This window comes from Paenibacillus sp. tmac-D7, assembly GCF_006519665.1.
Taxonomy (GTDB): Bacteria; Bacillota; Bacilli; order Paenibacillales; family NBRC-103111; genus Paenibacillus_G; species Paenibacillus_G validus.
Genome location: NZ_VIDW01000014.1, coordinates 1 through 23,798 on the forward strand (window position 1 = coordinate 1; position 23,798 = coordinate 23,798).

Genomic DNA, 23,798 nt, shown 5'->3' on the forward strand with positions numbered 1-23,798 from the left:
TCCGCCGCCAGCGTTTCGTCGAGCCCGAGCGCCTTCAGCCCTTCGTGCTCCCAGCGGGATACGCCGGTGACGCCGAGCTCGGCCGCGATCTCGCGCAGCCATTCGCCGATCTTCGCGCGGGCCTCCGCTTCCTCGACGACGAGCACTTTGCCCGTCAACGCGGTCCAATTGCGGCTGAACGCTTCAATCTTTTCCTCCGTCGTCCAAGCGATCTCTTTATAAAAATCCGGCACGCCGCGATTCGGATGCGCCGGCGGCTGCGTCGGGACGGCTTGCCGCCCGAGTCCCGATGAGAGCTTCGCCATGAACGCTTCCCGGCCTCGTATCGTTCCTTTAGTCATGCTGCCGCCCTCCTTGCGGTGGCTGCTCTTGATTGGCAAGCGCATCCGCCTCATTCGCTGCGCTCGCGGCCTTCGCCGGCTGCCGCTTCAGCTCCCGCTGCAGCTCGCTCCAGCGATCCCGGAACGGGCGTTCCGCCAGCATCGGGAAGTGGCGCGACTGCGTCCATCCCGCCGCCGGTCCCGGCGCCTTCTTGAGGTAGCCCCGCTTCGCGAAAGGCTTCAGCGCGTAATACGCGGACCGGGCCGCCAGCTTATACAGCTTCACATGGCCGAACGCCGTTTGGAACGTCTTGAACGCAATCCGCTCGGCCAGAGGCGTGAAGCCCTGCTTCACTTTGCGGGCACGCAGCTGGACGAGCATGTCGTGCAGCGGTATTTTCACCGGACAAGCCTCGTAACAGGCGCCGCACAAGCTGGACGCATACGCCAACTGCCCTGCCTCCTTCATATCCTGCTGCAGCAGCGGCGTCAGCACGGCGCCGATCGGGCCGCTGTATACGCTGCCGTAGGTATGGCCGCCCACATGGCGGTAGACCGGGCAGGCATTCAAGCAGGCGGCGCAGCGGATGCAGTGCAGCACTTCTTGAAATACCGGATCGCCAAGCTGTGCGGAGCGTCCGTTGTCGAGAATGATCAGATGCAGCTCCTCCGGTCCGTCGAGCTCCCCTTCGCGGCGCGGCCCCGTAATCATCGACGTGTAGGTCGTCAGCTTCTGACCGGTGGCGCTGCGCGCCAGCAGGTTCAGCATGACCTCCAAATCGTCGTACGTCGGCACGAGCCGTTCCATCCCCATGATCACGACGTGGCATGGGGGCACCGTTGAGACCATACGCCCGTTGCCTTCGTTCGAAACAAGCGTAATCGCCCCGGATTCCGCCACGCCGAAATTACAGCCGGTCAACCCGATGTCCGCTTCAAGGAAATAGTTGCGCAAGCGTCCGCGTGCGTACCCCGCCAGCACTTTCGTATCGGGCGCGAACTTCTCGCCCGCTTCATTCGAGAACAAGTCCGCGATTTGCTGCTTGTTCTTATGTATAGCCGGTATGATCAGATGCGACGGCGTTTCTTGGGCCAGCTGAAGGATGTATTCGCCGAGGTCGGTTTCGATCGCTTCAATGCCCTGCTCCTCCAGCCGATGGTTCAGGCGGATTTCCTCGGACACCATCGACTTGCCCTTCGCCACCAGCTTGGCGTCCCGCTTCTTGGCGATCTCGAGGAAGGTTTGCACCGCTTCCTCGCCGGTTGAGCAGAAATAGACGTTGCCGCCGGCCTTAGCCACGTTATCGGAGAATTGCGTCAAGTAATAGTCCAGGTTCTCGACGACATGCTTGCGGATCTCTCTGCCGCGTTCGCGCCATGCCTCCCAGCTGCCGAACTCGTCCGTCGCCTGCAGCTTCCCGGTCTTCAACTTGTCCGTCGTGAACGAGACGGCTTTGCGCAGAAACTCGTTGGCAAGCGCTTCTTCGGTTCTCCGCTTCAGCCCCGTGCCGATCAATTGTTTGTCAGTTTCGGCTTTTAGACTCACTGCGCTTCACTCCTTCTTCGAGCACCTGGGCCAAATGCATGACGCGCACCGGCTTGTTCTCTTTATTCAACCGGCCGTCGATATTCATCAGACAACCCATATCCGAGCCGATCAGCACATTCGCGCCCGTCGAGCATACATGGCCGGCCTTCTCGCACACCATCGCTTCCGAGATATCGGCCATCTTCACGGAGAACGTACCGCCGAAGCCGCAGCAGTCTTCCTTCTTCGGCAGGTCGATCAGCTCAAGTCCCTTCACGTTGCGCAGCAGCTCGCCCGGCTCCTCGCGAACGCCAAGCAAGCGGGTCGCATGACAGGACGGATGGTAGGTCGCTTTCACCGGCAGTTCCGCGCCTAAATCCTTCACGCCCAGCACATTCACGAGAAATTGCGAAAATTCGTACGTTTTCCCGATGAGCGCTTCCGCCTTCGCCTGCCAAACCGGCTCCTTCTCGAACAATTGCGGATAATAATGGTGAACCATGCCGGTGCAGGAGCCCGAAGGGGAGACCACATAGTCGCTGTGCTCGAAGGCGCGAATGAATTGGCGGGCGACCTCTCGGGCTTCGTCCTGATAGCCGCTGTTATAGGCGGGCTGTCCGCAGCATGTCTGCGCTTCCGGAAAATCTACCTCACAGCCGTAACGGTGCAGCAGACGAACGACGCTCTCGCCCACCTCGGGGTAGAGCTGATCCGCCAAACACGTAATAAATAGCGAAACGCGCATCGCATAGTCCCATCCTTTTCGAGTGAACTCGCCGTACACTTATCAGGTTATCAGATAAGTTGGTTTTTGAGAAGGCCGCGTTCCTCCATTTCGCAACTTTTGTCCATCAATTACCGTCCAACTAACCGACAACCTGTTCGTCTGGTTGTTTGGCCTGATCGGCTTTGTTTTGCTCGTCTTCGGCTTTCCGAAACGGAACTCCTAAGAAGGATCGGTCGAACGTACCGATCTTCGCCGGTTTACTTGTTCAAATACGGCACGAGCCCCCGCTCGACATGAAACAAATGGCGGCGCATGGCTTCGCGGGCCTCCTCGGCATCCTGCCTCTTCACCGCTTCATACACAGTTTGATGGTCCCGCCAAAGCTGCTCGGAGACGGCGCGGCTTCCGTACATTTGAAGCCGGCGCGTCTCCCGAATCGCCAGCTGCATCTGCGAAGAGATGGAATCGATCATCCGCACCAGGATCGCATTATGCGTCGCTTCCGCAAGCGCCAGATGAAATTCGATGTCGGACCGTTCCCCCTCCTCTTCATCGCCCAGATGCCGCTCCATGCGCTGCAAAATCGATTCGAACCTGCGCAGGTCGTCCTCCGTCCGCTTCTCCGCCGCCAGCGCCGCATTGGACGTTTCGAGCGCCTTGCGCGCTTCGATCAGATCGAGAACCGTCTCCCGGTTCATGAGCAGCGCATTCCATTCCGGCAGGCCGACATCCTCGGAAGCGATGCTCCGCACGTAACTGCCTTCGCCCTGATGGACTTCGACCAGTCCCATCGCTTTTAAAGCGCTGAGCGCTTCCCGGACCGTCGAACGGCCTACCTGAAAGAGCTCCGACAATTCTTTCGTCGAAGGCAGCTTCTCTCCCGGCTTTAACTGTCCGCCCGTAATTTGCGCTTTAATTTGATCGGCTATGACCTCGTATATTTTTCGCGTCGATATTTTCTGAACGTCCAGTTCCCGCACTCCCCTTCCTTACGGCCTTGCGCTTACCGCGTTCACGCGGGCTTCGAGCCACTGCAGCAAGTCCTCCATGACTTCTTCCCGATTCGTTTCGTTCAGCATCTCATGCCTTCCGTCCGGATACAGCTTATAGCTCACGTCGTGAAGCCCTTGGCTCTGGAGCTCACGCACCAGCCATAAGAACGATTTCCCCATACCGCCGACAGGATCCCGCTCTCCGGCAAACAAATACACCGGAAGCGATTTCGGAATGCGCCGCAGTTGTTCGGGACGATGGGCGTCGAGCAGCCCTTTAATCATATACCGGATACACTCGTTCGTAGCCGCTGCGTTGCAGAGCGGATCTCCGGCATAGGCATCGACCTCCGCCTCGTCCCGGCTTAACCAATCATGCCTGGTGCGGTTCGGGCGAAACGGCAGGTTGTGCTGCCCCGTCGTCAGCCAGTTCAGCAGGCGATTGCGGTGCGTCCCCCCTTGAAGGGCCGAGAACAGTCCGCCAAGTGCGAAACCAAGGCCATGCAGGATGGTTTGCTTCCCTTTCGTCCCCGACAAGACGAAGCCGTCCGCCTTCCCGGGATAACGTTCCATGTACAGCAGCGTCAAAAAAGAACCCATACTGTGCCCGAGCACGTAGACCGGAAGCCCCGGATAATCCAGGCGGATACGGTCCGTCAGCTGCACCATCGCCTCGGCCATCCGGTCAAAGCCGTTCGGGCCGATATGCGTAACCCGGTCAGGGGTCCCGGCCGTCAGGCCGTGCCCCCGATGATCGTTCGCATAAACGGCATAGCCCGAGCGGGTCAGCTTATCCGCCAGACGAGCGTATCGCTGTGCCCTTTCCGCCAAACCGTGGGCAATCTGCACAACGGCCTTAACCGGCGCTCCCTCTTCAGGGAGCCAACGATGCACCGTAATCAGCACGCCCTCCGTATCGTTGAATGTAAAGTCGTCACTGATCATCAAGAACCCTCCGCTCTCTACTTCCGTGACTTGCTGACCCCATTATAGAACGCTTCCTTCCCCACGGCAAATCGGAAAACAGAAAAAGGGACAGCTCAACTGCCCCAAGTATCCGGAACTTACGCAATCGTCGATCGGCCATCCGTCGAATGGCGAGCCCCGCTTCGTTCAGAACATCAGCGCAACGGCATCGCTGCCCTTCATCCCCGGCGTAATCCCCAGCTCCTCAGCCTTATACGTGACCGATTCGAGCGGCGATTCGAGCAGTTCCTCAATCGTGCGAACGCCCGTCGCCCGCCCTGCAATGATGCCCCGCTCCTTCAGCTTCCGGTTCAGCAAGTCGACGTCGAGCGCACCGCACATGATATATCCCTTGTCGGTCGTGACGGCCAACAGGGTCGTTAACGGCAGCTTTACCTCGATCGCGAGTGCGGTGCGGCCGCCTACCTCAACCGGTTCCATTCGCATCATGATCAAGCACCCCTCCTCAAGATCAATATGCTATCACTATATGATGCAGACGCCCCCTCGGTGCATAATTCTCACACGCGGTGTGAGCCTTGTCCATAGATCTACAGCCTTACGTCAAAACATGGTATAGTAGGGCTTGCTGAATAATCAAAAAATCCTTATGTCACAAGGGTTTAGAGGCACTTTTGTCGAATTCATCTGCAAAGAAAACACGGAGAATCGGTAAAAAACCTTGCAGATGGAGTGAGCGAAAATGTTCGTGCTGAATCGAGATATGGCAGACCTGTTGGAAAACTTCTATTTGCCCTTTGGCGGAAAATTAAATCCAACCAATCGGTGGGTGCAGCTTGCGGCGATCATCCCTTGGGACAAAGTAGAAGAGAAATATGTGAGATCGTTCCAGTCCCCAGCTATCGGCCAAAAGGCGTACTCGGCACGTATCGCCCTTGGCTCGCTCATCATCAAGGAGCGCCTTGGTTTAAGCGACCGCGAGACCACCTTACAAATCCAGGAAAATCCATATTTGCAGTTCTTCTTGGGCTACACCGCGTATGTCGATGAAGTGCCGTTTCATCACTCCCTGCTCACGCATTTTCGGGAACGGCTCGGCTTGGAAATCCTAGCTGAAGTCAATGACTGGATCGCCCAAGCCGCGCTGCAAGCAGAGCGAGAGGCCGAGGCGAAACCGAAATCGTCCAAGCGAGATCGCGATGACGACGACAACGACGCGGGTGGCTCGCAGCTCACCATGGAGGTAGGGGACGCTTTCTCCATTCCCGAGGAGCCCCCTGTTGAGGCGAAGAAACCCCGCAACATGGCGAAAAAGCTACACGTCCTGCCACCTACAGCCGCACCGACAGCGGAAGTCATGAACAAGGGCACCCTCATGCTGGATGCGACATGCGCGCCTGCGGACATCAAGTATCCGACGGACTTGGGGCTGCTGAATCACGCCCGTGAAATCCTGGAAGACATCATTGACGTGCTGCACCGTCCCCATGTCGGAGCAATGGAGAAGCCGCGCACGTACCGCGAGAAAGCCAGAAAATCGTACTTGAGTGTTTGCAAGCAACGCAAGGCATCGGGCAAGGTGATCCGCAAAGCGATCAAAAAGCAACTTGGCTACGTGGGACGGAATCTGCGGATTATTGAAGCCCTCGTGAAGTATACGCCTCTCACGGAACTGAGCAAAAGACACTATCGCCAGCTTCTGATCATCTCGGAGCTCTACCGTCAGCAGCGCGAAATGATGGAGAAGAAAACACATATCGTCGCCGATCGCATCGTGAGTATCGAACAGCCGCATGTACGTCCGATGGTTCGAGGCAAAGCTGGAGCGAACGTGGAGTTCGGTGCCAAAATCGCCGCCAGTCTGGTGGACGGTTACGCTTGGATCGAAACGGCACAGTGGGACAGCTTCAACGAGGCAACCACGCTGCAAGCATCGGTGGAAGCGTACAAACAGCGATTCGGGTATTATCCCGCCGTCATTCTAGCGGATAAAATCTACCGCAATCGTGACAACCTGAACTATTGCAAAGCGCTAGGGATTCGCCTTAGTGGCCCGAAGCTCGGCAGACCCTCGAAAGAGCAAAGTGAAGTCGCCGATCGTCGGCAAGAGCGCCAGGACGCTGTAAAGCGTAATGCGATCGAAGGAAAATTTGGAGAAGGCAAGCGCAAATTGGGTCTAGGTCGCATTCGGGCGCGTGGCGCCGAAACCAGTTTGACCGTCATCGCCCTTCAGTTTCTGGTCATGAATCTGGAGAGGCGACTGCGTGTTCTCTTTTTGCTTTTCTTCAGACTGCTCGGGTTTAGAGACTTGCGTTGGGTGTAGATGGAACTAATCTTGTTCAGCAAGCCCTATAGTAGTACAGATGAAAGCAATTGGGAGGTACGGCCAATATGGATGACCCACAAAAGCCGAGACGGAAATTTTTATTCAAAGTGGATATCCTCATTGAGGAAGAAACCAACGGGCTGGCCTTGGAGACGCTGCTGCATCTGTTGAATTCCGATAAAGTCGAAGACTATCAAGTGAAAGAGGGCGTAGAGTTAGGAAAAAAGATCGAGTACGCCCTGAAGGAAGCGATCTCGAAGCGGCATGTGAAGCCGTTCCCGGCGGCTTCACATCCAAAGGTGCCGCCGGAGAATACGGGAGCGCCGCAAACGCCGGGCGCAAAGGGGTCGCGCCGGGCGGAATCGGATCCCCACCGTTCCATCTGGGAAGAGATGAAGAAGTGTCAGGAGAACAATTCGCTCCTTCGCTTGTCCATTGTCAAAGAGAAAGGCGTAAAGCTCAGTATGCCTTGCCGCATTATCAACATCGACCCGCCTAGCGGCAACTTATCCGTTTACCACGTCGACGAGAAAAAGGTGTACTTGCTCCAAATCAATGAGATCGACGACTTCGAAATCAGCTAACTGATACGGAAGAACAAAGACGGCAGCCGGTTTCGGCTGCCGTCTTCGCTTACATGCGTTCTTTCATCAACAATTCCGCGGCCTCGACGCTGAGCGGCGGACTGAAGTAGTAGCCTTGGATTTCATCGCACCGGTTATGATACAGAAATTGAAGCTGTTCTTCGGTTTCGACGCCTTCGGCGATTACTTTCAGCTTCATATGTCTCGTCATCGCAATGATGGAAGCGACGATCGCCGCATCGTTCGGATCGGTCATAATATCGCGAACGAACGATTGATCGATCTTCAGCTTATCGATTGGAAATTTCTTCAGATAGGAAAGCGAGCTGTATCCCGTCCCAAAATCGTCGATGCTGATGGTCACGCCTAGGTTCTTCAGCTCGTGCAGCTGATCGATCGAATATTCCACGTCCATCGTGCTGCTCTCCGTAATTTCCAGCTCCAGCTGAGCCGCATCAAGGCCTGTCAGCTCCAGTACCTCCGCCACTTTGCCGGTCAGGTTGTGCTGCAAAAATTGCCGCGTGGACAAATTGACGGATACCGGCGGCGGGCTGTAGCCTTGCTCCTGCCAATGTTTATTTTGCCGGCACGCTTCTTTCAATACCCACTCGCCGATCGGCACAATCAAACCGCTTTCTTCCGCGAACGGAATGAAGTGGCCCGGGGAAACGATTCCGCGTTCCGGATGCGCCCACCTGACGAGCGCTTCGAAGCCGACGATGCGTTGCGAGGCGATGTCCATTTGCGGCTGGTAATACAGCACCAGCTCGTCTTTAGCGATGGCGCGCCGAAGTTCCTGCTCCATGGTCAGCTTCTCCAGCGATGCGGATTTCATCTGACTGTTAAACAGCTGATAGTTATTGCGGCCTTTCTCCTTGGCCCGGGTGAGCGCCATATCGGCGCATTTCATCACCTCTTCGACGCTTCGCTCGTCCTCGGAGACGAGCGTGATCCCGATGCTGGCCGTGATGTTGACCTGATACTGCTCCAGCATGAACGGCTCCTCCAATACGCCGGTCAACGAATCCGCGATGACACTCACCTGCTCGATTTCGTTACCCGGCGCCAGCCCGTTAAAGAACAAAGCGAACTCGTCGCCTTCCGTCCGGGCCATAAAATCGTTCTCCGACAAGCAGCGGGTAAACCGCTCCGCCACCTGAAGGAGCAGCATGTCTCCGTAATCGTGGCCGAAGCCGTCATTAACCATTTTGAACCGGTCGATATCGATGAAAAAAACAGCGAGCCGGTTATGGCTTATTGTAATGGCAGCCATCGCCGATTCCAGCTGCTGCACGAACAGGCGCCGGTTCGGCAGCCCGGTCATATCATCGTAGTAAGCCATATGGCGAATTTGTTCTTCCGAGCGTCTGGCCGCCGTCATGTCGGTGCTGATGACGAGGATGCCTTTCACACCCGCTCCGCTTTTAATCGGCACGGCCGTCGTATCGAGATCGACGCGGTACCCTTCTTTATGAATGACAGCCGACTTGAACGACCTCGGCGTGCCTTTCAGCACTTCCGCGAAAAGCGTTGCCGCTGTTTTGATCCGGTCGGACGCCAGGGATTCGGCAATCGATCGACCCTTCAATTCGTCTTCGCGGTAGCCCAGCATTTGCTCGGCCGACGGGTTTAAACGAACGACGCAGCCCTGTCCGTCCAGAATGGCGATGCCGCTGGGGTTATGGGCGTATAACGCCCCCAAAACTTCAAGCTGCTCTTGGGCCTCCTGGACGGCCTGTAACGGCCCGGGCGTTTGACCTGCGCTCAAATGCCCCGCAGCGGGGGCAGCCGACATGCGCCAGAAACCGAGCGCAGAGAAGAGGGTTACGCCGCTGAACAACCATACGATGGGGGGAGGAAGGAACACGGAGGCAAGGAAACTCATCCCGGCAAAGCCCAAAACCACTATGAAGTAACGACCGTACTGATGCCGATAAATTGCATTCCCCGCTTCGTTTGTCCTACTCATGGATGTCCCCCTTTATACGCATGCGTCGTTATACCCATGACGACCTGCGCCGATATAGGTCTTTAGAGAACATTTCTACGACAATCACCGGTTTTCCTGCCCATCAGACAAAAAATAACAAGTTTTGTGGCGTTATACATAAAAAAATCGGCGAATTCGCCGAAAAAATAGGTTAAATGTTCGATTTTTTTCGATAGACCGCCGCGGCCAGCATTCCCCAGCCCAGCAAAAAAGCTACGCCCCCGATCGGCGTAATCGCCCCTAGCGTTCTAATTCCCGTTAAGCTCAATACGTATAAGCTCCCCGAAAATATAACAATGCCCGCAAACATGAACCAGCCTGCCCACCGAAGCTGACGGCTGTCAGGAATCGCAGCAAACGCCAAGCCGACCGCGATAAGACCGAGCGCGTGCATCATTTGATACTGCACTCCGGTTTGGTAGTTTGCCAGCATGTCCGCCGTCAGCACTTTCTTCAACGCATGGGCGCCGAACGCTCCAAAGGCCACAGACAAGAAGGCGCAGATCGCCCCAAGCCCTACAAACGTTCTGTTCATCGTTGTTCACCTCCGCTTCTTCCTTATCATAGAACATATTGCCCGAAGTGCCAAATGAACCTTTTATGAAAAAATCCCGCCCGGCGCCTTATGGAGAGCGGCGGCGGGCGGGAGCGCATGTGCGGAGTGAAAGCAAGGTTACATGAGGCCGATGTCGTGTTGACCGATGATTAAGGTGACGGGCTCAAGAAACGCACGCGTAGATGCCGGCTGTTGGATCAAGTCGATCTCAATGTCGACCACCTTGAACCGTTGACGCTTGCCTTCCCTTTTGTCATACACCACTTCAAACTGCTTCAATCCCAATTGGTAAGAAACGACCGAGGAACCGATGGCGAGCGCAGGGATCTCAAATTCCCCGTGTTCAAACAATACTTCGGCCATTATTTCCTCGTTCATATCCACGATAGTAACCGTCTGGCAAATGGTAAACTTCATAAGTCGTCCTCCTCCGGCCGGGCCTTCGCAATCGGATCTTTCAAGCCCTACTGGAAATAGTACGACATCATGCGCCAAAACTCCTGCTGGCGCTGTCGAAAAAGATGAGCCGTTGGACATTGGGACCACGTACAATCTGTGTAAATTTTTTATTCCCCAAACCCGCACCCCCGTGGCAAAAGCCTTATCCGCTTCATACAATGCTACAACCAAGCCTTGGGAGATGAATGTCATGAGCAAAAACAACAAATCGAAAAAAAAGACGCCCGTATCGTCCGTCGACAAAAATCAATTTAATATGAAGGTCGTGCTGTCCGACGTTTGCGCCCGCTGCCGCAAATGCGAACGAGGTCTTCGTTATTTGGAGAAAATGTCGCAGCCCGGCGCCGTCGGCAAAGGCGTTCCCTGCATACTGACCAAGGGCAAATCGTACGTGTGAGCCAAGCCGGAACCCCAATAGCCGGGCAGCCTGCCGGTGTTTCTTATCCCTCCGCCCGGCCTCCTGCCGCAGACGGTTTCGCGAGCGGCATCCACATGTAAAACAACGCGATAACAGCCAGCAAACAGGCGCTGGTGACGACCGTCACCGTCTCGTTATACAAGCTGGCCAACCAGCCGCCGATGAGCGGCCCGATCATGACGCCAAGACCCTCGATGCTCGACAGCACGCCCCAGCCCATTCCCTTCTGATCGGGTGGGACGAAATAGGACATGAGCGCATTCCAGGCAGGCAGTACGGCGGCGTAGGAGCCGCCCAGAAGCGCAGCCAGCAGCATGGCGGCATAGAGATTCGAGGCAAACAACAGTCCGGCCATCCCTACCGCCAACGCGCCGAAGCCCAGCACGAGAAAACGCTTCTGCCCGTAGCGGTCAGACCATCGGCCCATCGGTATCAGGCACAACGTCGTCACAACGCCCCCGGTTATGAGCACAAGCGAGTAGTGGGAGTAGCTGAGACCCAGGTGCTGATGGGCGAAGGTCGGCAGGATCGGCACGAGCAGGCCGGCCGCAGCCGTCTGCAGCACCATGCCGGGTACGAGCGGCTTCATGGCAACGAGCTTGAGATGAAGCTGCGCCATTTGCTCCTTGAACGTAAAGCTCGGTATCGGCTTGATTTGAATGTTCCAGCCGATCGCGACCGCCCAACCGGCAGCGAAGATCGCGGCGAGCAGCCAGAAGGTCAACCCGTAACCGTTGTCGATGACGAAGTTGACCGCGACCGGGCCAAGCCCGAGGCTTGCCAGCCATACCGTATAAATCGTACCCATCTGCGAGCCACGGTTGTCTTCTTCAATCGAGCTTAGGCAGATGAGCCAGATCGGGGACACGCCCAGCCCCATCAGCGCCGAGCCCAGGATCAGCATCCACGGCTGATCGCTGACGAACGAGAGCCACAGCCCGGCGAATGCGAGGCACAACGACACGTGCAGGACCACCCGCGGCGAAAGCCGATCGAGCAAATAACCGGCGACGCATTTGACCGCCGTGTCGGCCACGTAATGAACCGAGACGGCGAGCCCGACCGTCGCGACGGAAAGGCCGAGACGGTCGGCCGCGTAAGCAGGCAGGAAAGAAATAATGAAAGCGCTCCGTACCACTTCGATAAAAAACAACACCAGGGCCAAGCGAATAAAGGAAGCGGACTGCAAAACCGCTTGTAATGATCTCATGACGTCCCCCATCTAGCGAAACTTACGCGCTTGAGCCTTGTCTCGTTCTCTCTATCACCATCAACCTATGGAACACGTCTTCGACGATCCGCTTGGCGGCATAGCCGGCCTGCAGCGAGCGTGCGCGGTTTTTCATCGCATTCGCCATCTTTTCGTCAGTCAAGATCGCCTTCGCCTGACGGGTTAACTCCGATATTTCGTTCGCGATCAAAGCCACGCCCTGATCGGAAAGGTAACCCGCGTTTTCTTTTTCTTGCCCCGGAAACGGTTTAAAGATGATGATCGGGACGTTGATATGAATCGCTTCCGACAATGTGATGCCGCCGGCCTTCGTCACGATGCAGGAAGAGCGGCTCATCAGCTTGTGAATATCGTCCACGAAGCCGTACAAGCGCACCCGCGGGTCCGCCGCGAAGCTGGCCTGCAATTCGTTCTTCAGCTTATCGTTCTTGCCGCAAACGACGTGAATGCGCACCCCGGCCGCGCTTAACAGCTGCCCGGTTATTTTCTTCAGATCGCGCAGTACGCCATAGGCTCCCGCCATGATCAGCACGGAGGGCTCCGACTCGCCATCTTCCCGCGGCCGGGACGTCTCATAGAACGGCTCGCGAATCGGAATGCCGCTGACGGTAATGATGTCGCCCGGAATGCCGCGCTCGATCATCTCCCGGCGCAGATCCTCCGTCGCTACGTAAAACCGGTCCGGAATCGAGTACAACCAGCGGTTGTGCAAGACGAAATCGGTTAAAATCGTGAACGTCGGAATCGACATGCCGCGGCGCTTCAACTGGTCGGATATGCCGCCGAACGGAAATGTGCTGACGATGACGTCCGGTTTTTCCTGTAAGATCACCTTCATCAGCTTCTGAATGCCAAGAACGTTCAAGCATTTGGCCAGCATGCTGTCCTGCTTCAGATTCTTCGTCAAATAGTAGCTCCATCCGTAATAATCGAGGCCGATGGCGGATAAAGCGCCGCTGTTGATATACAGAAACTTCGTGATCGTGTTCATGAGCGGGTGCGCTTCCTCGAACAAGTCGATCAGTTTGACGCTCTGGAAGCCGTTCTGCTCGAACTTATGCTTGAGCACGTTGGACACTTGGATGTGTCCGTCGCCGTAGCTGGCTGTCAGAATCAAAAGCTTGCGATATTTATGCATCTCAGGATACACCTTTCTGCCCTAGAACGATGTAGCGGTTCATGAGTTCTTTGCTGGAAATCGCAACAATCTTCGGTACGAGCAAGTCCGATTTCGTCTTTAATCGGTCTTTGCCCTGAGGGTGTACAATGTATAACAGGAGGCGCAAATATACTCGGGTCAAGGAAGAAAAAATGCCTTTCGGCAAGTCGAGAACCGTAAAACCGAGCTTTCGGGTTCCCCGGTGGATGATGCTGATCCCGTATAGCCCTTTAACGTCCTTATAGTCGGGGTCGGTCTGCAGCAGCCGAATGATTTGCGGCATTAACAACTCCGTTCGCCGCACGAGTTGGATGGCAAGATGAACGGTGCTGGTGGCGCTCGATCCGAGCTGATACAACAAATGATTATCCAAGTGCAGCTCCGCAATGCGGTCGCCCTGCTCGATCCGTTCGCCATCGGGCAAATGGATCGTTTGCTTGCCCCGGTACTCGGTGACGCGCAGCTGCAGCAGCGTATTATCGTGATCGACGGGCTTCACCCGCATAAGCTTCACAAAACCGCGTTCCCAGCACATCCATAGCGCGACGACGATTCGCTTCGCGAAGCCGGCGACCGCTCCGCTTTGCGCCATCTGATCGACGTTGACATAACGGTAGCGGCGCGAGGTAAGCTCAACGATCACTTCTTCCAGCGCCTCCAGCATATAGAGCGGCGCATCCCGATCTGCGCCGAACGTCTCTCCGCTGTCATGCAGCAGCACGACGGAGCCGCCCTTGATCCGCTCGAGCAGCACAGATTTCATTCGTGTTGAGCCGATACGACTTCGCCAGTCTTGGACCATCACCGACCAGAGCACGATTTTAAATTTCCGGAGCAGCCAATAGTCGAACAAGTTCATAATGCCCCAAGGCGGGCGGTAATGCGTCGGTCTTACTCCTGTAATCGATTCCAAGATATCCGCAGAACGCTTCACCTGACGACGCTGCACTGTCCATGGCGGGAGCAGCCAATTGGATAGATGCTCGTAATTGTGAACGCCAATCAAATGTCCTTCCTGGTGCATTCTACGGATCAGCTCCGGATGCTTCCGGGCTTTGGATCCCAGGACGAAGAAGGTCGCCTGCACCTGATGCTTACGGAGCAGATCCAGCAGCTGCGGGGTATACGTTGGATCCGGACCGTCGTCGAATGTAAAGGCCACTTCCTTCTCGCCGGTCCCTTTGCGAAACACACCGATGCCCATCACCCGGGTCATGATCCAGGGCAGAATCATGTACAAGGCGGTAAAAACCATCAAGCCCACTATCAGCTTTTTCTCCATGCAGTAACCCTCCTGTGAACAGCCCAGCCGTTGCACAGGAATAACGCGTCTCCTCAAGCATTCGCATAGACTGCTTGCCGGCTTTCCTGCCAAACGGGAACGTGGTAATTCTGGGTTGCGAGAATCGAATGGAGCGCATTGATCGCACCTTCCTTCATGGTACATAGCTTTGCCATTTTTTTCAACGCCAATAAGGATGATTTATCCATAATTAGATGAGAAAGGAAAGCTGACAATTGTTCGGCATCCTTGGCCTGCACCGCCGCCCCCATCTTGACGAGATACGAGGCGTTATCCTGCTCTTGTCCCGGGATTGGCTTATAGAGCAGCATCGGCAGCTCCATGGCCAGCGCTTCGGACACCGTAAGGCCGCCCGGCTTCGTTACAATCAGATCGGACACGGCCATCAGCTCGTGCACATGATCGACGAATCCGGTGACCAGGACCTGACCGCCGGCGCCGCGAAGGTCCTCCTCCAACTGCTGACGCAGCTTCTCGTTGCGGCCGCATACGATGATGAAACGTGCGGAAGGCCGCTGACCTTGGGGCCTGGCCGCCAGCATGGAGACGAGTTCTTTGCCGATAAAGCCGTGGCCTCCCCCCATGACGAGCACGACCGGGATCGAATCGTCGAATCCGTAACGTTCCATTAACCGCGTACGGTTCCATGATTGGCAGAACGACAATCGAACCGGAATGCCGGTTACCGCAATGCGGGATTCCGGGATTCCATGCCGCAGCAGCGATGCCCGCACCTGTTCGGAGCCAACCAAGTACCGGTCGGTGCCGGGATGTATCCAGTAGCTGTGATCGGTAAAATCGGTCAGTACCGTCACGGTCGGCACGCCGGTCAAGCCGTGCATCTTCACCATGGACATCGCCGCCGCAGCGGAAGGGAACGTACAAACCACCACCGTCGGCTGAACGTCCCGCAGCAGCTTCAGCATCCGCCGGACACTGAACGATTTCAGGCGCTTGAACCAGTTGGAAAGCGTATTTTCGTTGCGCGTTTTGCGATATAAGTAACCGTATACGGACGGCAAGCTTTTGACCCCTTGCAAATAACAAAATTTACCGACGCCGTGCAAGTACGGATGCGTCCATTCCAGGAAATCGACCGTTACGACCTCTACATCGGGACGTACCGCCCTTGCAGCTTCGAGGATCGCCCTGGCCGCCTGATTATGCCCGTCCCCCAAGGCGCCGGTTAGCAGCAGTATTTTTTCCTTGCCTTCGCCTTTCATGAGCCATGCCCCTCTCCTATTCGATACGTAGCCATCTCCGGGGCTGTAAAATACTTCATTACTAAAATTACATGTTTATGACTTCGTGAAGTACGGACCCGCGAACAGTTTTTGACCTAGACCAAAGTCGGGTTTGACCGAGGACACGGTTCCCCTTGGGCTTCATGGAAAATCGAGCAGCGATCGCACAACCCGGTTGTTTTTAGGGTTATTGTCTTTTTAAGGTGGCAATTGGACCTGCGGCTGCATACAGTTAGGTAACGATATTAATTGGTGGGCGGGTGTTAGAAATGCCAGCTGTAGTCGGAACGAACTCTTGGTGCGAAAAGGAGCCTGCCGATGAAACTTCCTGCGTTCGACACATCACGGTGGAAACAATCATGGATAGCGCTGTATTTCAATGCGGGGATACCGGTCTGATTCGTGCGGATGCCCATCTGCTGTTAGCAAGCCGTCCAGCCGCTCCTCTTCCACATCGCGAAGACTTCATGGAAAATCCGGCATGGACAAGAAGCGCCCCACGGATCATGGCAGACGAGAGCGTCGCGCTGAATGTCCGTAACGGCGCTTCGGTTATTGCGGTGAACCGGGCTCGCGTGTTGAATCTGGCTGAGTCCTCTGTATTCCAGGTCGGATCGAACGTCCGCATCGAACTGGAAGCCTTCATGCGCAAGGTCCGGTTGACGCCCCAGCCGGACAAACAGTAATCGTGCCCCCCTGATGCTTGCTCTTTCGGGGAGCGGGCTTTGATGACTTGAATTTGGATAAAATTTCCACTTCATACTATTTTACCATATCGTTTAGCGTTACAAGAACACATTCTTTGAACTGTCCAATCTGGAGCCGGATAACTTTCATAGAATGCAGTAGCTGGAGCGGAAGGAAGCATCGCAAACAGGACATCCAGCAGGAAGCCGTGCAGGTTATACGACGGGTAGTCGTAACGACAGACACAATTCCTTGTCCTGTTTATTTTGTGGTTTTGTTAACCGGAGGAAATCAGATCCAGTTCGAGTAAAGTGAGGTGAAAAGTATGAGTAACATAGGTTTTGGTGGTTTCACGTCGACTGGCGTCATCCTTGTTCTCTTTATCCTTTTGGTCATCGTTTCCGTTGCCATCGTCATCTAATCATCCATTCTTCATGTGAAAAGTCTTCTTTCCGGACAATCCGAAGGCGAAATGTTGAGGGAGCTCGTTCGAGCTCCTTTTCATCTGACCAAAAAGTGTACAAGTTGGCTGGTCAGGTGCAATAAGCAGAAGGAGGTATCTTATTCCCGTTATTATTTTATCTCCGATCAAAGTAACGAACGGCGAAGGGACGGTTACGTTCGGGGAGGTGCTGCAAATTACCCCGAAAACGACAAGCAAAGCGTATAGCGGCTCCGGCGGCGGAATCGTTGGTGACTTCTCCAGAACATTCTCCATCCTCAGCCTCACCAATACGTTAGATTCGGACGTCAAAGATAACACGACAGCTAGAAATAATTGAAGGTGAAGGGGCTGGCGGATTGCACAGCTCCTTCTCGATTTTATTTGCAGCGGCATACAGCCTGCATACATGAACGATCTGCGGCTTGCAGCATGAGAATAGGGCTCAAAATTAGACGGATCCCCACTCACATATCCCCGTCCTGCTTGAATATATTTAGTAATAAGCACTTTTTTTAGTTTCACCAATCACGCTTGGACGAAGTAACGCCCACGCTTTCGATGCCGGTTTCCTAAGCTTACGAAATCGTTTTGCTACGCAAAACTTTGAGGAGGTGTCCCGCATGTCAGAACCTATGTTTACCGTATCCCGCGAGGATTGGTCGCTGCATCGTAAAGGCTACCAAGATCAGACGCGGCACCAGCAAAAAGTCCGCGATGCCATCAAGCAAAATTTGCCCGATCTCGTTACCGATGAAAGCATCGTCATGTCCGACGGCAAGCAAATCGTCAAGGTGCCCATCCGCAGTCTGGACGAATATCGTTTTCGTTACAATTACAACAAGAGTAAACATGTCGGCCAAGGGACAGGTGACAGTCAGGTCGGAGACGTTCTCGGCGTAGACCCGCAAGCCGCTCAAGGACCCGGCAAAGGAGAAGGCGCAGGCGACCAGCCCGGAGAAGACTACTACGATGCCGAAGTGCAGATGGAAGAACTGCAGACGATGCTGTTCGACGAGCTGGAGCTTCCGAACCTGGAGCAAAAAGAAAAGGAAAACGTCGTCAGCAAGGAAATTATTTTTAACGATGTACGCAAGAAAGGCATCATGTCCAATATCGATAAAAAGCGCACCATCCTGGAGAACTTGCGGCGAAATTCCCGCGATGGCTCCCCCGGGATTCATCGCATCAGTCCGGACGACCTGCGGTTTCGCACGTGGGAGGAAATTGTTACCCCGCAATCGAACGCTTTGATTCTTGCGATGATGGATACTTCCGGCAGTATGGGGTCCTTCGAAAAATATATCGCCCGCAGCTTTTTCTTCTGGATGACCCGCTTCCTGCGGACGAAATATGAGCATGTCGAAATCGTCTTTATCGCGCATCATACGGAGGCTAAGATCGTAACGGAGGAAGAATTTTTCACCAAAGGAGAAAGCGGCGGCACGATCTGCTCCTCAGCTTATCAGCTGGCAGTCGATTTGATTGATCGCGGCTTCCCGCCGGCCCGCTACAACATCTATCCGTTCCATTTCTCCGACGGCGATAATTTGACTTCCGATAATGAACGCTGCGTAAAGCTGATCACCGAGCTCGTCAAGCGATGCAATTTGTTCGGCTACGGCGAGGTCAACCAGTATAACCGCAGCAGTACGCTGATGTCGGCTTACCGGAACCTGCATGACCCGAAATTTGTTCATTATGTCATTCGCGAGAAGGGCGAAGTGTATAAAGCGCTGCGCACCTTCTTCCCGAAACGATTGGAGGGGAGCCTGGCGCAATGACTAGCGACGAGATGAAGCAGCTGGAGTATGCCATTGCCGAAATTACCGAAATCGCCGACGGTTTCGGGCTTGACTATTACCCGATGCGGTATGAAATTTGTCCGGCGGACATCATCTACACGTTCGGCGCTTATGGAATGCCTACCCGCTTTAGTCACTGGAGCTTCGGCAAAACGTTTCATAAAATGAAGATGCAGTACGATTTCGGGCTCAGCAAAATTTACGAGCTCGTCATCAATTCCGATCCGTGTTACGCCTTCCTGCTTGACGGCAACTCGCTCATTCAGAACAAACTGATCGTTTCCCACGTACTCGCGCACTGCGACTTCTTCAAGAACAATTTCCGCTTCTCCAAAACGAACCGCAACATGGTCGAGAGCATGGCCGCAACGGCGGAGCGCATCCGGCAGTACGAGATCGAGGTCGGCAACGAGGAGGTCGAGCAGTTCATCGACGCCGTTCTGGCGATTCAGGAGCACGTCGATCCGTCGCTTACCAAGCCGTACCGCGGTATCGGCGCTGCCGAAGCGGATCGCGCTCCCGCCAAGGAGCGGAAAGAACGAACGTTCGGCTACGAGGATCTGTGGGATCTGGATAAACCGAAGCAGCCCCAGTCCAAGGCCGAGGAGGCTCCCTCGAAGTTCCCGGCCAAACCGGAGAAAGACTTGCTGCTGTTCATCGAGGAGTACTCCCCTTACCTCAAAGAATGGCAGCGCGATATTCTGACCATGCTGCGCGACGAGATGCTGTACTTCTGGCCGCAGCTGGAGACCAAGATCATGAATGAAGGCTGGGCATCTTACTGGCATCAACGCATTATGCGGGCGCTGGACTTAACGGACGCGGAAACGATCGAGTATTCCAAGCTGAACTCGTCGGTTGTTATCCCCTCGCGGCACAGCCTGAACCCGTACTACCTGGGCCTGAAAATATTCGAGGACATCGAGCGGCGGTGGGATCATCCGACTCAGGAAGAACGGGAACGGTTAGGCCGGGAGCCCGGTCGGGGACGGGATAAAATTTTCGAGGTGCGGGAATTCGATTCCGATCTTTCGTTCATTCGCAACTACATGACAAAGCAGCTTTGCGACGATCTGGACCTGTATGTGTTCGAGAAGAAGGGGCCGGAATGGAAAATTACCGATAAGTCGTGGGAAAACATCCGCGATCAGCTCGTCTACTCCCGGGTCAACGGCGGCTTCCCGTACATTGTCGTGCAGGATGGCGACTTCAACCGGACGGGCGAGCTGTACTTGCAGCACAACTATGAGGGCATAGAGCTCGATTTGAAATATGTCGAACGGACGCTCCCGTACATTCATCGGCTCTGGGGCAAACCGGTGCATCTCGAGACGACGATCGAGGAAAAGCCCGTGTTGTTCAGCTACGACGGGAAGAAGCATAACAGAAAATTTTTGTAAACCTGGAGCCGAAGGCGTCACTAGTCAAGACCCGAACATTATAAAAGCCCTGGGCAGCTTCAAGCCGGCTTCGGTATTTGGATGTTCCCCCCGTCAAGCAGACCGTTTTATAACTGAAAAATGCTCGAAGCAGCCTTGGTCCGGTATTCCACTGGACCAAGGCTGTTTCATGCTGCCTGAAACCTTTCGTAATTGGAAAATACTACGGAGCTGCAGGCTGACCGCATTAATGATATTAATGGGTTTCATAGAAACAATCAATTTGTAAAATGACTTCATATTACATAATCTTAAAATAAATAACCAATAGCTAATAATGTTGTAGCTGTTCGAAAATATGGAATGATTCGTATGTTGAGAGAAGGTGATTCTGCTTGTAAGCGCTGTTTTGTAAGCGTTATCTAAATAAAGGTCTCATACACTAGCACGCATCTCATGGATCAAACGAGTCGTCCTGGAAATTAGTTCTACCTAAAATAGGAGGTTTGAAAAAATGAACAAAGAAGTGATATCTGCTATAAAGGTTTTATTTATTGCGTTTTTGGCTTATTTATTTTCTTATATGGACAGAATGGCATGGGCTCCAATTATACCACTAGCATCCAAAGACCTTGGTATAAATGCAGCTCAAGCCGGAAGCTTAATGACAGCTTTTTATCTCGGATATGTCATTACTCAGGTTCCAGGCGGGTATTTAACAGACAAATATGGATATCGTAAAATGTTACTCACTTCCTTTTTAATAACCGGTTTTTTCACCATTTTAACGTCGTTTGTTCATAGTTACGGCCTTGCCTTTATAGTTAGATTCATTGCGGGAATGGGTTCCGGAGCTATCTTTTCAGCTGGTATCGTGGCTATTACAGATTGGTTTACTGAAAAAAGACGCGGGGCTGCAATGGGCTTTTTCATGACTTCCACCTCCTTTGGTATTTCATTGGTCAATTTGTTTGTGCCCTCAGTCGCCCATGGATTTGGCTGGCGTACAGCCTTTTTAATAACCGGTTCGCTGCCTTTCATTGGCTTAATATTGGGATATTTTTTACTCAAGGAACGTACCCCCGTTCATCAAATTTCCAAAAAACAAAGTACAAGTTGGCATGATATTGTTTCCCTATTAAAAAATAAAAATATTATTTTAATGGGTATAGCAGGTTTAGGCGGACAGTGGGCTACTGTGGGAACAGCCACATGGGCAAATACGTATCTTATTAAATCATTGCATCTGTCTCTTGTAGAAGCCGGTGCCATTATGTCCCTCTTTGGAACCGCTGCTCTATTGTGTAAGCCCCTCACCGGATTCTTGTCAGACTATTTAGATCGTAAATCTTTAGCTGTTGGTATCCTTCTGTTGGCAGTTCCCGTATTATCGTGGTTTGGAGCTAATCAAAATATATCGATTTTATACTTCATAGCTCCAATGATGGGAATCTGTGTCTATGCCTTTTACCCTGTCTTACAAACCATCATTTATAATTTGGTAGACAGGAGACTTGTAGGGACGACATCAGGATTAGTGAATGGAATGTGGCAAATTGGTTCCTTAACAGCCCCATTAGCTGTAGGCGCTGTCATTGATGCTACACAAAATTATTTTTATTGTTTTTTGACGTTGGCTGCAGGCCCATTATTAGGTGCAATAGCTACAATCCTCATAAAAGTGGAGAAAAAAACAGTGGCGGATAAGGTCGATACCAAGGAAACGGTCCTTCTTGTAGAGGCTCAAAAAATTTCTTAATTCGTCTTAACATAAGAAAAGTTAAGCGAGTCACCTGCCGGTGACTCTTTTTGTCTTCCATCTTCCTGAAGTAAATAAAGGGGGGGCACTATGGCCCCCCCTATCCTGCAATAATTGACTGATTTGCACTCTTTTTTATATGTATTCTCTTGAATATTACCAGACTTGAGCTACTTGAGCTTGTTCCGCCGCCTCCCAAACGGGCAACACCGTAAAACCGTCTCTTTCGGCTTGTTCCCAGTATTCATCGCCGAGTCGAAGGCCAATAACGACATCGATTCCATGTTTTTTTAAAAAGCCTGCCCGCTGCCGTCCTTCATGTTCTTGATAACCGAGTATCGCAACGGTTCTCCCTCTATAACATTTCAAAATCAGTTCTTCGAATTCCTTATCATTCATCATGTGCTAACCCTCTTTCATTAAAATCATACGATTACTTCAGTCACGTCATTGTTCACACTTTGATTATATATATAACATTCCTAGCCTTTCAAATTAATGATTTTAATGTAAGCTATATAAAACATAAATAGTACAAAATGATATTATTAACGTTTTGTATGGGTAGGATAGAAACAATCAATTTGAAAACGCTCTCCTGTTGCGTAACAATGTGATTATCAAACATCAAACCCAGGAGGGAATTGAACATGTTATCTTTTCAAGACAACCAAACCTTAACAAAAACGAGTTCCGGAACACCTATGGGAGAGACGCTGAGAAGATACTGGATTCCTGCGCTTATGATCGAGGAGCTTCCTTATCCGGATTGTCCGCCTGTACGGGTCAAGCTGTTAGGCGAGGAATTAATCGCTTTCCGTGACACTACCGGGAAAATAGGTCTAGTTGACGAGTATTGTCCACATCGAAAAGTATCCCTGTTTTATGGCCGGAATGAAGAATGCGGCCTTCGATGCGCCTATCACGGATGGAAATTCGATACGGCCGGAAACTGTGTCGATTTGCCGTCCGAACCGCCGGAAAGCAATTTTAAACAGAATATCAAAATTAAATCGTACCCTTGTGAGGAACGCGGTGGTGTGATTTGGACATATATGGGGAAACCGGAGGATAAACCCGAGCTGCCTGAGCAGGAGTGGATGTTGGTTTCCGATAGTCAGCGGTATATTTCGAAAAAAATTCAACAATGCAATTACTTTCAGGCGTTGGAAGGTGGTATTGATTCCAGTCATGTATCCATCCTTCATTCGGGGTCGGTTGGCGGCTTGGGGGTTTCCAGCAAGAGTAAGAGTACGTCCTTATTATCTCAAGACGCTGCCCCGCGTTTTGAAGTCGTGGATACCGATTACGGGTTATTAATCGGGGCAAGGAGAACGGCGGACGATGATCATTTTTATTGGAGGATTACACAGTTTATTATGCCTTGGTACACGATGATTCCTCCTTTCGGCGGTGCTCCGCGCGGCGGGCATGCCTGGGTGCCCATTGATGATGAAAATTGTTGGGTGTGGAGCTGGAGTTGGACGCCGGGGCGTGATCTGACCGAACAGGAAATTGAACAGATGAAATCCGGTGCAGGCATTCACCCCCTGTTAATTCCAGGCACTTTCCTGACACAAGCCAATCCGGATAATCATTTCCTCATCGATCGGGATATGCAAAAGCGAGGCGAATCGTTTGCCGGCATTTTCGGTGTCGGCATGGAGGATCATGCCGTCCAAGTGAGTGCAGGACCTGTTGTGGATCGTTCACAAGAAAAATTGGGAACGAGCGACACTGCCATTATTAAAGCCCGCCGTTGCCTGCTAAACGCTGTGAAAAGTTTAGAAAACGGGGAACCGTTACCAGGATTGGATCCCGAAAGCCATAAGGTTCGTGCTGCGTCTGTACTGCTTCCCAAGGGGATTCCTTTTCATGAAGGGGCGAAGGACGCCTTACAGTTAGCTGAAAAAGATTTTGAGGCTGTTTAATCTAGAAATGCAGCACCGCCAATTCATAGTA

At 53.2% G+C, this 23,798-nt stretch carries 23 protein-coding genes and 1 pseudogene; 10 read left to right on the top strand and 14 right to left on the bottom strand.

Going from position 1 to position 23,798, the window contains the following annotated elements; translation table 11 throughout:
- The 6 genes and pseudogenes from FKP33_RS11790 to FKP33_RS11815 form a co-directional block, all read right to left on the bottom strand.
- A pseudogene (locus tag FKP33_RS11790) lies at positions 1-341 on the bottom strand (LutC/YkgG family protein); the annotation flags it as partial.
- Positions 334-1,866, bottom strand: a complete 1,533-nt coding sequence (locus tag FKP33_RS11795; protein WP_141335130.1) for a LutB/LldF family L-lactate oxidation iron-sulfur protein — start codon at positions 1,864-1,866, stop codon at positions 334-336. The gene FKP33_RS11795 and the pseudogene FKP33_RS11790, both read right to left, overlap by 8 nt.
- Positions 1,844-2,593 carry a (Fe-S)-binding protein gene (locus FKP33_RS11800; protein ID WP_054799986.1) on the bottom strand — a complete coding sequence of 250 codons (750 nt, stop codon included), beginning with the start codon at positions 2,591-2,593 and terminating at the stop codon, positions 1,844-1,846. Before FKP33_RS11800 ends, FKP33_RS11795 begins: the two co-directional genes overlap by 23 nt.
- 239 nt (positions 2,594-2,832) lie before the next feature.
- Entirely contained in the window at positions 2,833-3,546 is a 714-nt protein-coding gene (locus FKP33_RS11805; RefSeq protein ID WP_054800001.1) for a FadR/GntR family transcriptional regulator, read from the bottom strand.
- A gap of 18 nt (positions 3,547-3,564) precedes the next feature.
- Positions 3,565-4,512, bottom strand: a complete 948-nt coding sequence (locus FKP33_RS11810; protein WP_141335132.1) for an alpha/beta hydrolase — start codon at positions 4,510-4,512, stop codon at positions 3,565-3,567.
- Positions 4,513-4,680: 168 nt separating this feature from the next.
- Entirely contained in the window at positions 4,681-4,983 is a 303-nt protein-coding gene (locus FKP33_RS11815; RefSeq protein WP_054797535.1) for a YunC family protein, read from the bottom strand.
- A 253-nt stretch (positions 4,984-5,236) separates the two neighbouring features.
- Here FKP33_RS11815 and FKP33_RS11820 point away from each other — a divergent pair, with 253 nt between their 5' ends.
- Positions 5,237-6,817, top strand: a complete 1,581-nt coding sequence (locus tag FKP33_RS11820) for an IS5 family transposase (RefSeq protein ID WP_141335134.1) — start codon at positions 5,237-5,239, stop codon at positions 6,815-6,817.
- A gap of 68 nt (positions 6,818-6,885) precedes the next feature.
- A complete protein-coding gene (locus tag FKP33_RS11825) occupies positions 6,886-7,404 on the top strand; it encodes a hypothetical protein (RefSeq protein WP_141335136.1) in 519 nt (172 codons plus the stop codon).
- Between the two features lie 49 nt (positions 7,405-7,453).
- Here the strand turns inward: FKP33_RS11825 and FKP33_RS11830 are convergent, their stop codons facing one another.
- The 3 genes from FKP33_RS11830 to FKP33_RS11840 form a co-directional block, all read right to left on the bottom strand.
- Positions 7,454-9,373 carry a putative bifunctional diguanylate cyclase/phosphodiesterase gene (locus FKP33_RS11830; protein WP_141335138.1) on the bottom strand — a complete coding sequence of 640 codons (1,920 nt, stop codon included), beginning with the start codon at positions 9,371-9,373 and terminating at the stop codon, positions 7,454-7,456.
- Positions 9,374-9,545: 172 nt separating this feature from the next.
- On the bottom strand, positions 9,546-9,929 hold the full coding sequence (locus FKP33_RS11835) for a DUF423 domain-containing protein (RefSeq protein ID WP_141335139.1): 384 nt from the start codon (positions 9,927-9,929) through the stop codon (positions 9,546-9,548).
- 138 nt (positions 9,930-10,067) lie between these two features.
- Positions 10,068-10,367 carry a hypothetical protein gene (locus tag FKP33_RS11840; RefSeq protein WP_054797538.1) on the bottom strand — a complete coding sequence of 100 codons (300 nt, stop codon included), beginning with the start codon at positions 10,365-10,367 and terminating at the stop codon, positions 10,068-10,070.
- Between the two features lie 232 nt (positions 10,368-10,599).
- On the opposite strand from FKP33_RS11840, the gene FKP33_RS11845 reads away from it, so the two are divergent.
- Positions 10,600-10,806 carry a hypothetical protein gene (locus FKP33_RS11845; RefSeq protein ID WP_372814215.1) on the top strand — a complete coding sequence of 69 codons (207 nt, stop codon included), beginning with the start codon at positions 10,600-10,602 and terminating at the stop codon, positions 10,804-10,806.
- 43 nt (positions 10,807-10,849) lie between these two features.
- Here the strand turns inward: FKP33_RS11845 and FKP33_RS11850 are convergent, their stop codons facing one another.
- From FKP33_RS11850 to FKP33_RS11865, 4 genes are read right to left on the bottom strand one after another with little or no spacing between them, the layout of a single operon-like run.
- On the bottom strand, positions 10,850-12,037 hold the full coding sequence (locus tag FKP33_RS11850; RefSeq protein ID WP_141335141.1) for an MFS transporter: 1,188 nt from the start codon (positions 12,035-12,037) through the stop codon (positions 10,850-10,852).
- A 22-nt stretch (positions 12,038-12,059) separates the two neighbouring features.
- A complete protein-coding gene (locus FKP33_RS11855) occupies positions 12,060-13,196 on the bottom strand; it encodes an MGDG synthase family glycosyltransferase (protein WP_141335143.1) in 1,137 nt (378 codons plus the stop codon).
- A gap of 1 nt (position 13,197) precedes the next feature.
- Positions 13,198-14,499, bottom strand: coding sequence for a polysaccharide deacetylase family protein (locus tag FKP33_RS11860; RefSeq protein WP_141335145.1), 1,302 nt, complete (start codon positions 14,497-14,499; stop codon positions 13,198-13,200).
- A 53-nt stretch (positions 14,500-14,552) separates the two neighbouring features.
- Positions 14,553-15,743 (bottom strand): MGDG synthase family glycosyltransferase, encoded by a 1,191-nt coding sequence (locus FKP33_RS11865; RefSeq protein WP_141335147.1) that lies wholly within the window; start codon positions 15,741-15,743, stop codon positions 14,553-14,555.
- A 290-nt stretch (positions 15,744-16,033) separates the two neighbouring features.
- Between FKP33_RS11865 and FKP33_RS11870 the strand changes: the two genes are divergently transcribed.
- From FKP33_RS11870 to FKP33_RS11895, 6 genes are all read left to right on the top strand, one after another.
- Positions 16,034-16,450, top strand: coding sequence for a spore germination protein GerPE (locus tag FKP33_RS11870; RefSeq protein ID WP_141335149.1), 417 nt, complete (start codon positions 16,034-16,036; stop codon positions 16,448-16,450).
- 326 nt (positions 16,451-16,776) lie between these two features.
- Positions 16,777-16,872 carry a dihydroorotate dehydrogenase gene (locus tag FKP33_RS27680; protein WP_127609952.1) on the top strand — a complete coding sequence of 32 codons (96 nt, stop codon included), beginning with the start codon at positions 16,777-16,779 and terminating at the stop codon, positions 16,870-16,872.
- Positions 16,873-17,026: 154 nt separating this feature from the next.
- Positions 17,027-17,233, top strand: coding sequence for a spore germination protein (locus FKP33_RS11880; RefSeq protein WP_373423873.1), 207 nt, complete (start codon positions 17,027-17,029; stop codon positions 17,231-17,233).
- Between the two features lie 283 nt (positions 17,234-17,516).
- Positions 17,517-18,677 (top strand): sporulation protein YhbH, encoded by a 1,161-nt coding sequence (gene yhbH / locus FKP33_RS11885; RefSeq protein WP_127609954.1) that lies wholly within the window; start codon positions 17,517-17,519, stop codon positions 18,675-18,677.
- Entirely contained in the window at positions 18,674-20,098 is a 1,425-nt protein-coding gene (locus tag FKP33_RS11890) for a SpoVR family protein (RefSeq protein ID WP_141335151.1), read from the top strand. Before yhbH ends, FKP33_RS11890 begins: the two co-directional genes overlap by 4 nt.
- Before the next feature lie 493 nt (positions 20,099-20,591).
- A complete protein-coding gene (locus tag FKP33_RS11895) occupies positions 20,592-21,836 on the top strand; it encodes an MFS transporter (RefSeq protein ID WP_141335153.1) in 1,245 nt (414 codons plus the stop codon).
- A 156-nt stretch (positions 21,837-21,992) separates the two neighbouring features.
- Here the strand turns inward: FKP33_RS11895 and FKP33_RS11900 are convergent, their stop codons facing one another.
- The gene (locus tag FKP33_RS11900; RefSeq protein WP_127609958.1) at positions 21,993-22,238 is read right to left on the bottom strand and encodes a hypothetical protein; all 246 of its coding nucleotides are present in this window, start codon (positions 22,236-22,238) and stop codon (positions 21,993-21,995) included.
- A gap of 248 nt (positions 22,239-22,486) precedes the next feature.
- On the opposite strand from FKP33_RS11900, the gene FKP33_RS11905 reads away from it, so the two are divergent.
- The gene (locus FKP33_RS11905) at positions 22,487-23,767 is read left to right on the top strand and encodes a Rieske 2Fe-2S domain-containing protein (RefSeq protein WP_127609960.1); all 1,281 of its coding nucleotides are present in this window, start codon (positions 22,487-22,489) and stop codon (positions 23,765-23,767) included.
- Positions 23,768-23,798: the final 31 nt, after the last annotated feature.

What these genes read in the sequence shown, in the direction of transcription:
- FKP33_RS11800 (WP_054799986.1), bottom strand. Translation starts at nt 2,593, where the DNA reads ATGCGCGTTTCGCTATTTATTACGTGTTTGGCGGATCAGCTCTACCCC.
- FKP33_RS11810 (WP_141335132.1), bottom strand. Translation starts at nt 4,512, where the DNA reads ATGATCAGTGACGACTTTACATTCAACGATACGGAGGGCGTGCTGATT.
- FKP33_RS11815 (WP_054797535.1), bottom strand. Translation starts at nt 4,983, where the DNA reads ATGATGCGAATGGAACCGGTTGAGGTAGGCGGCCGCACCGCACTCGCG.
- FKP33_RS11820 (WP_141335134.1), top strand. Translation starts at nt 5,237, where the DNA reads ATGTTCGTGCTGAATCGAGATATGGCAGACCTGTTGGAAAACTTCTAT.
- FKP33_RS11825 (WP_141335136.1), top strand. Translation starts at nt 6,886, where the DNA reads ATGGATGACCCACAAAAGCCGAGACGGAAATTTTTATTCAAAGTGGAT.
- FKP33_RS11830 (WP_141335138.1), bottom strand. Translation starts at nt 9,373, where the DNA reads ATGAGTAGGACAAACGAAGCGGGGAATGCAATTTATCGGCATCAGTAC.
- FKP33_RS11835 (WP_141335139.1), bottom strand. Translation starts at nt 9,929, where the DNA reads ATGAACAGAACGTTTGTAGGGCTTGGGGCGATCTGCGCCTTCTTGTCT.
- FKP33_RS11840 (WP_054797538.1), bottom strand. Translation starts at nt 10,367, where the DNA reads ATGAAGTTTACCATTTGCCAGACGGTTACTATCGTGGATATGAACGAG.
- FKP33_RS11845 (WP_372814215.1), top strand. Translation starts at nt 10,600, where the DNA reads ATGAGCAAAAACAACAAATCGAAAAAAAAGACGCCCGTATCGTCCGTC.
- FKP33_RS11850 (WP_141335141.1), bottom strand. Translation starts at nt 12,037, where the DNA reads ATGAGATCATTACAAGCGGTTTTGCAGTCCGCTTCCTTTATTCGCTTG.
- FKP33_RS11855 (WP_141335143.1), bottom strand. Translation starts at nt 13,196, where the DNA reads ATGCATAAATATCGCAAGCTTTTGATTCTGACAGCCAGCTACGGCGAC.
- FKP33_RS11860 (WP_141335145.1), bottom strand. Translation starts at nt 14,499, where the DNA reads ATGGAGAAAAAGCTGATAGTGGGCTTGATGGTTTTTACCGCCTTGTAC.
- FKP33_RS11865 (WP_141335147.1), bottom strand. Translation starts at nt 15,743, where the DNA reads ATGAAAGGCGAAGGCAAGGAAAAAATACTGCTGCTAACCGGCGCCTTG.
- FKP33_RS11870 (WP_141335149.1), top strand. Translation starts at nt 16,034, where the DNA reads ATGCCAGCTGTAGTCGGAACGAACTCTTGGTGCGAAAAGGAGCCTGCC.
- FKP33_RS27680 (WP_127609952.1), top strand. Translation starts at nt 16,777, where the DNA reads ATGAGTAACATAGGTTTTGGTGGTTTCACGTCGACTGGCGTCATCCTT.
- yhbH (WP_127609954.1), top strand. Translation starts at nt 17,517, where the DNA reads ATGTCAGAACCTATGTTTACCGTATCCCGCGAGGATTGGTCGCTGCAT.
- FKP33_RS11890 (WP_141335151.1), top strand. Translation starts at nt 18,674, where the DNA reads ATGACTAGCGACGAGATGAAGCAGCTGGAGTATGCCATTGCCGAAATT.
- FKP33_RS11895 (WP_141335153.1), top strand. Translation starts at nt 20,592, where the DNA reads ATGAACAAAGAAGTGATATCTGCTATAAAGGTTTTATTTATTGCGTTT.
- FKP33_RS11900 (WP_127609958.1), bottom strand. Translation starts at nt 22,238, where the DNA reads ATGATGAATGATAAGGAATTCGAAGAACTGATTTTGAAATGTTATAGA.
- FKP33_RS11905 (WP_127609960.1), top strand. Translation starts at nt 22,487, where the DNA reads ATGTTATCTTTTCAAGACAACCAAACCTTAACAAAAACGAGTTCCGGA.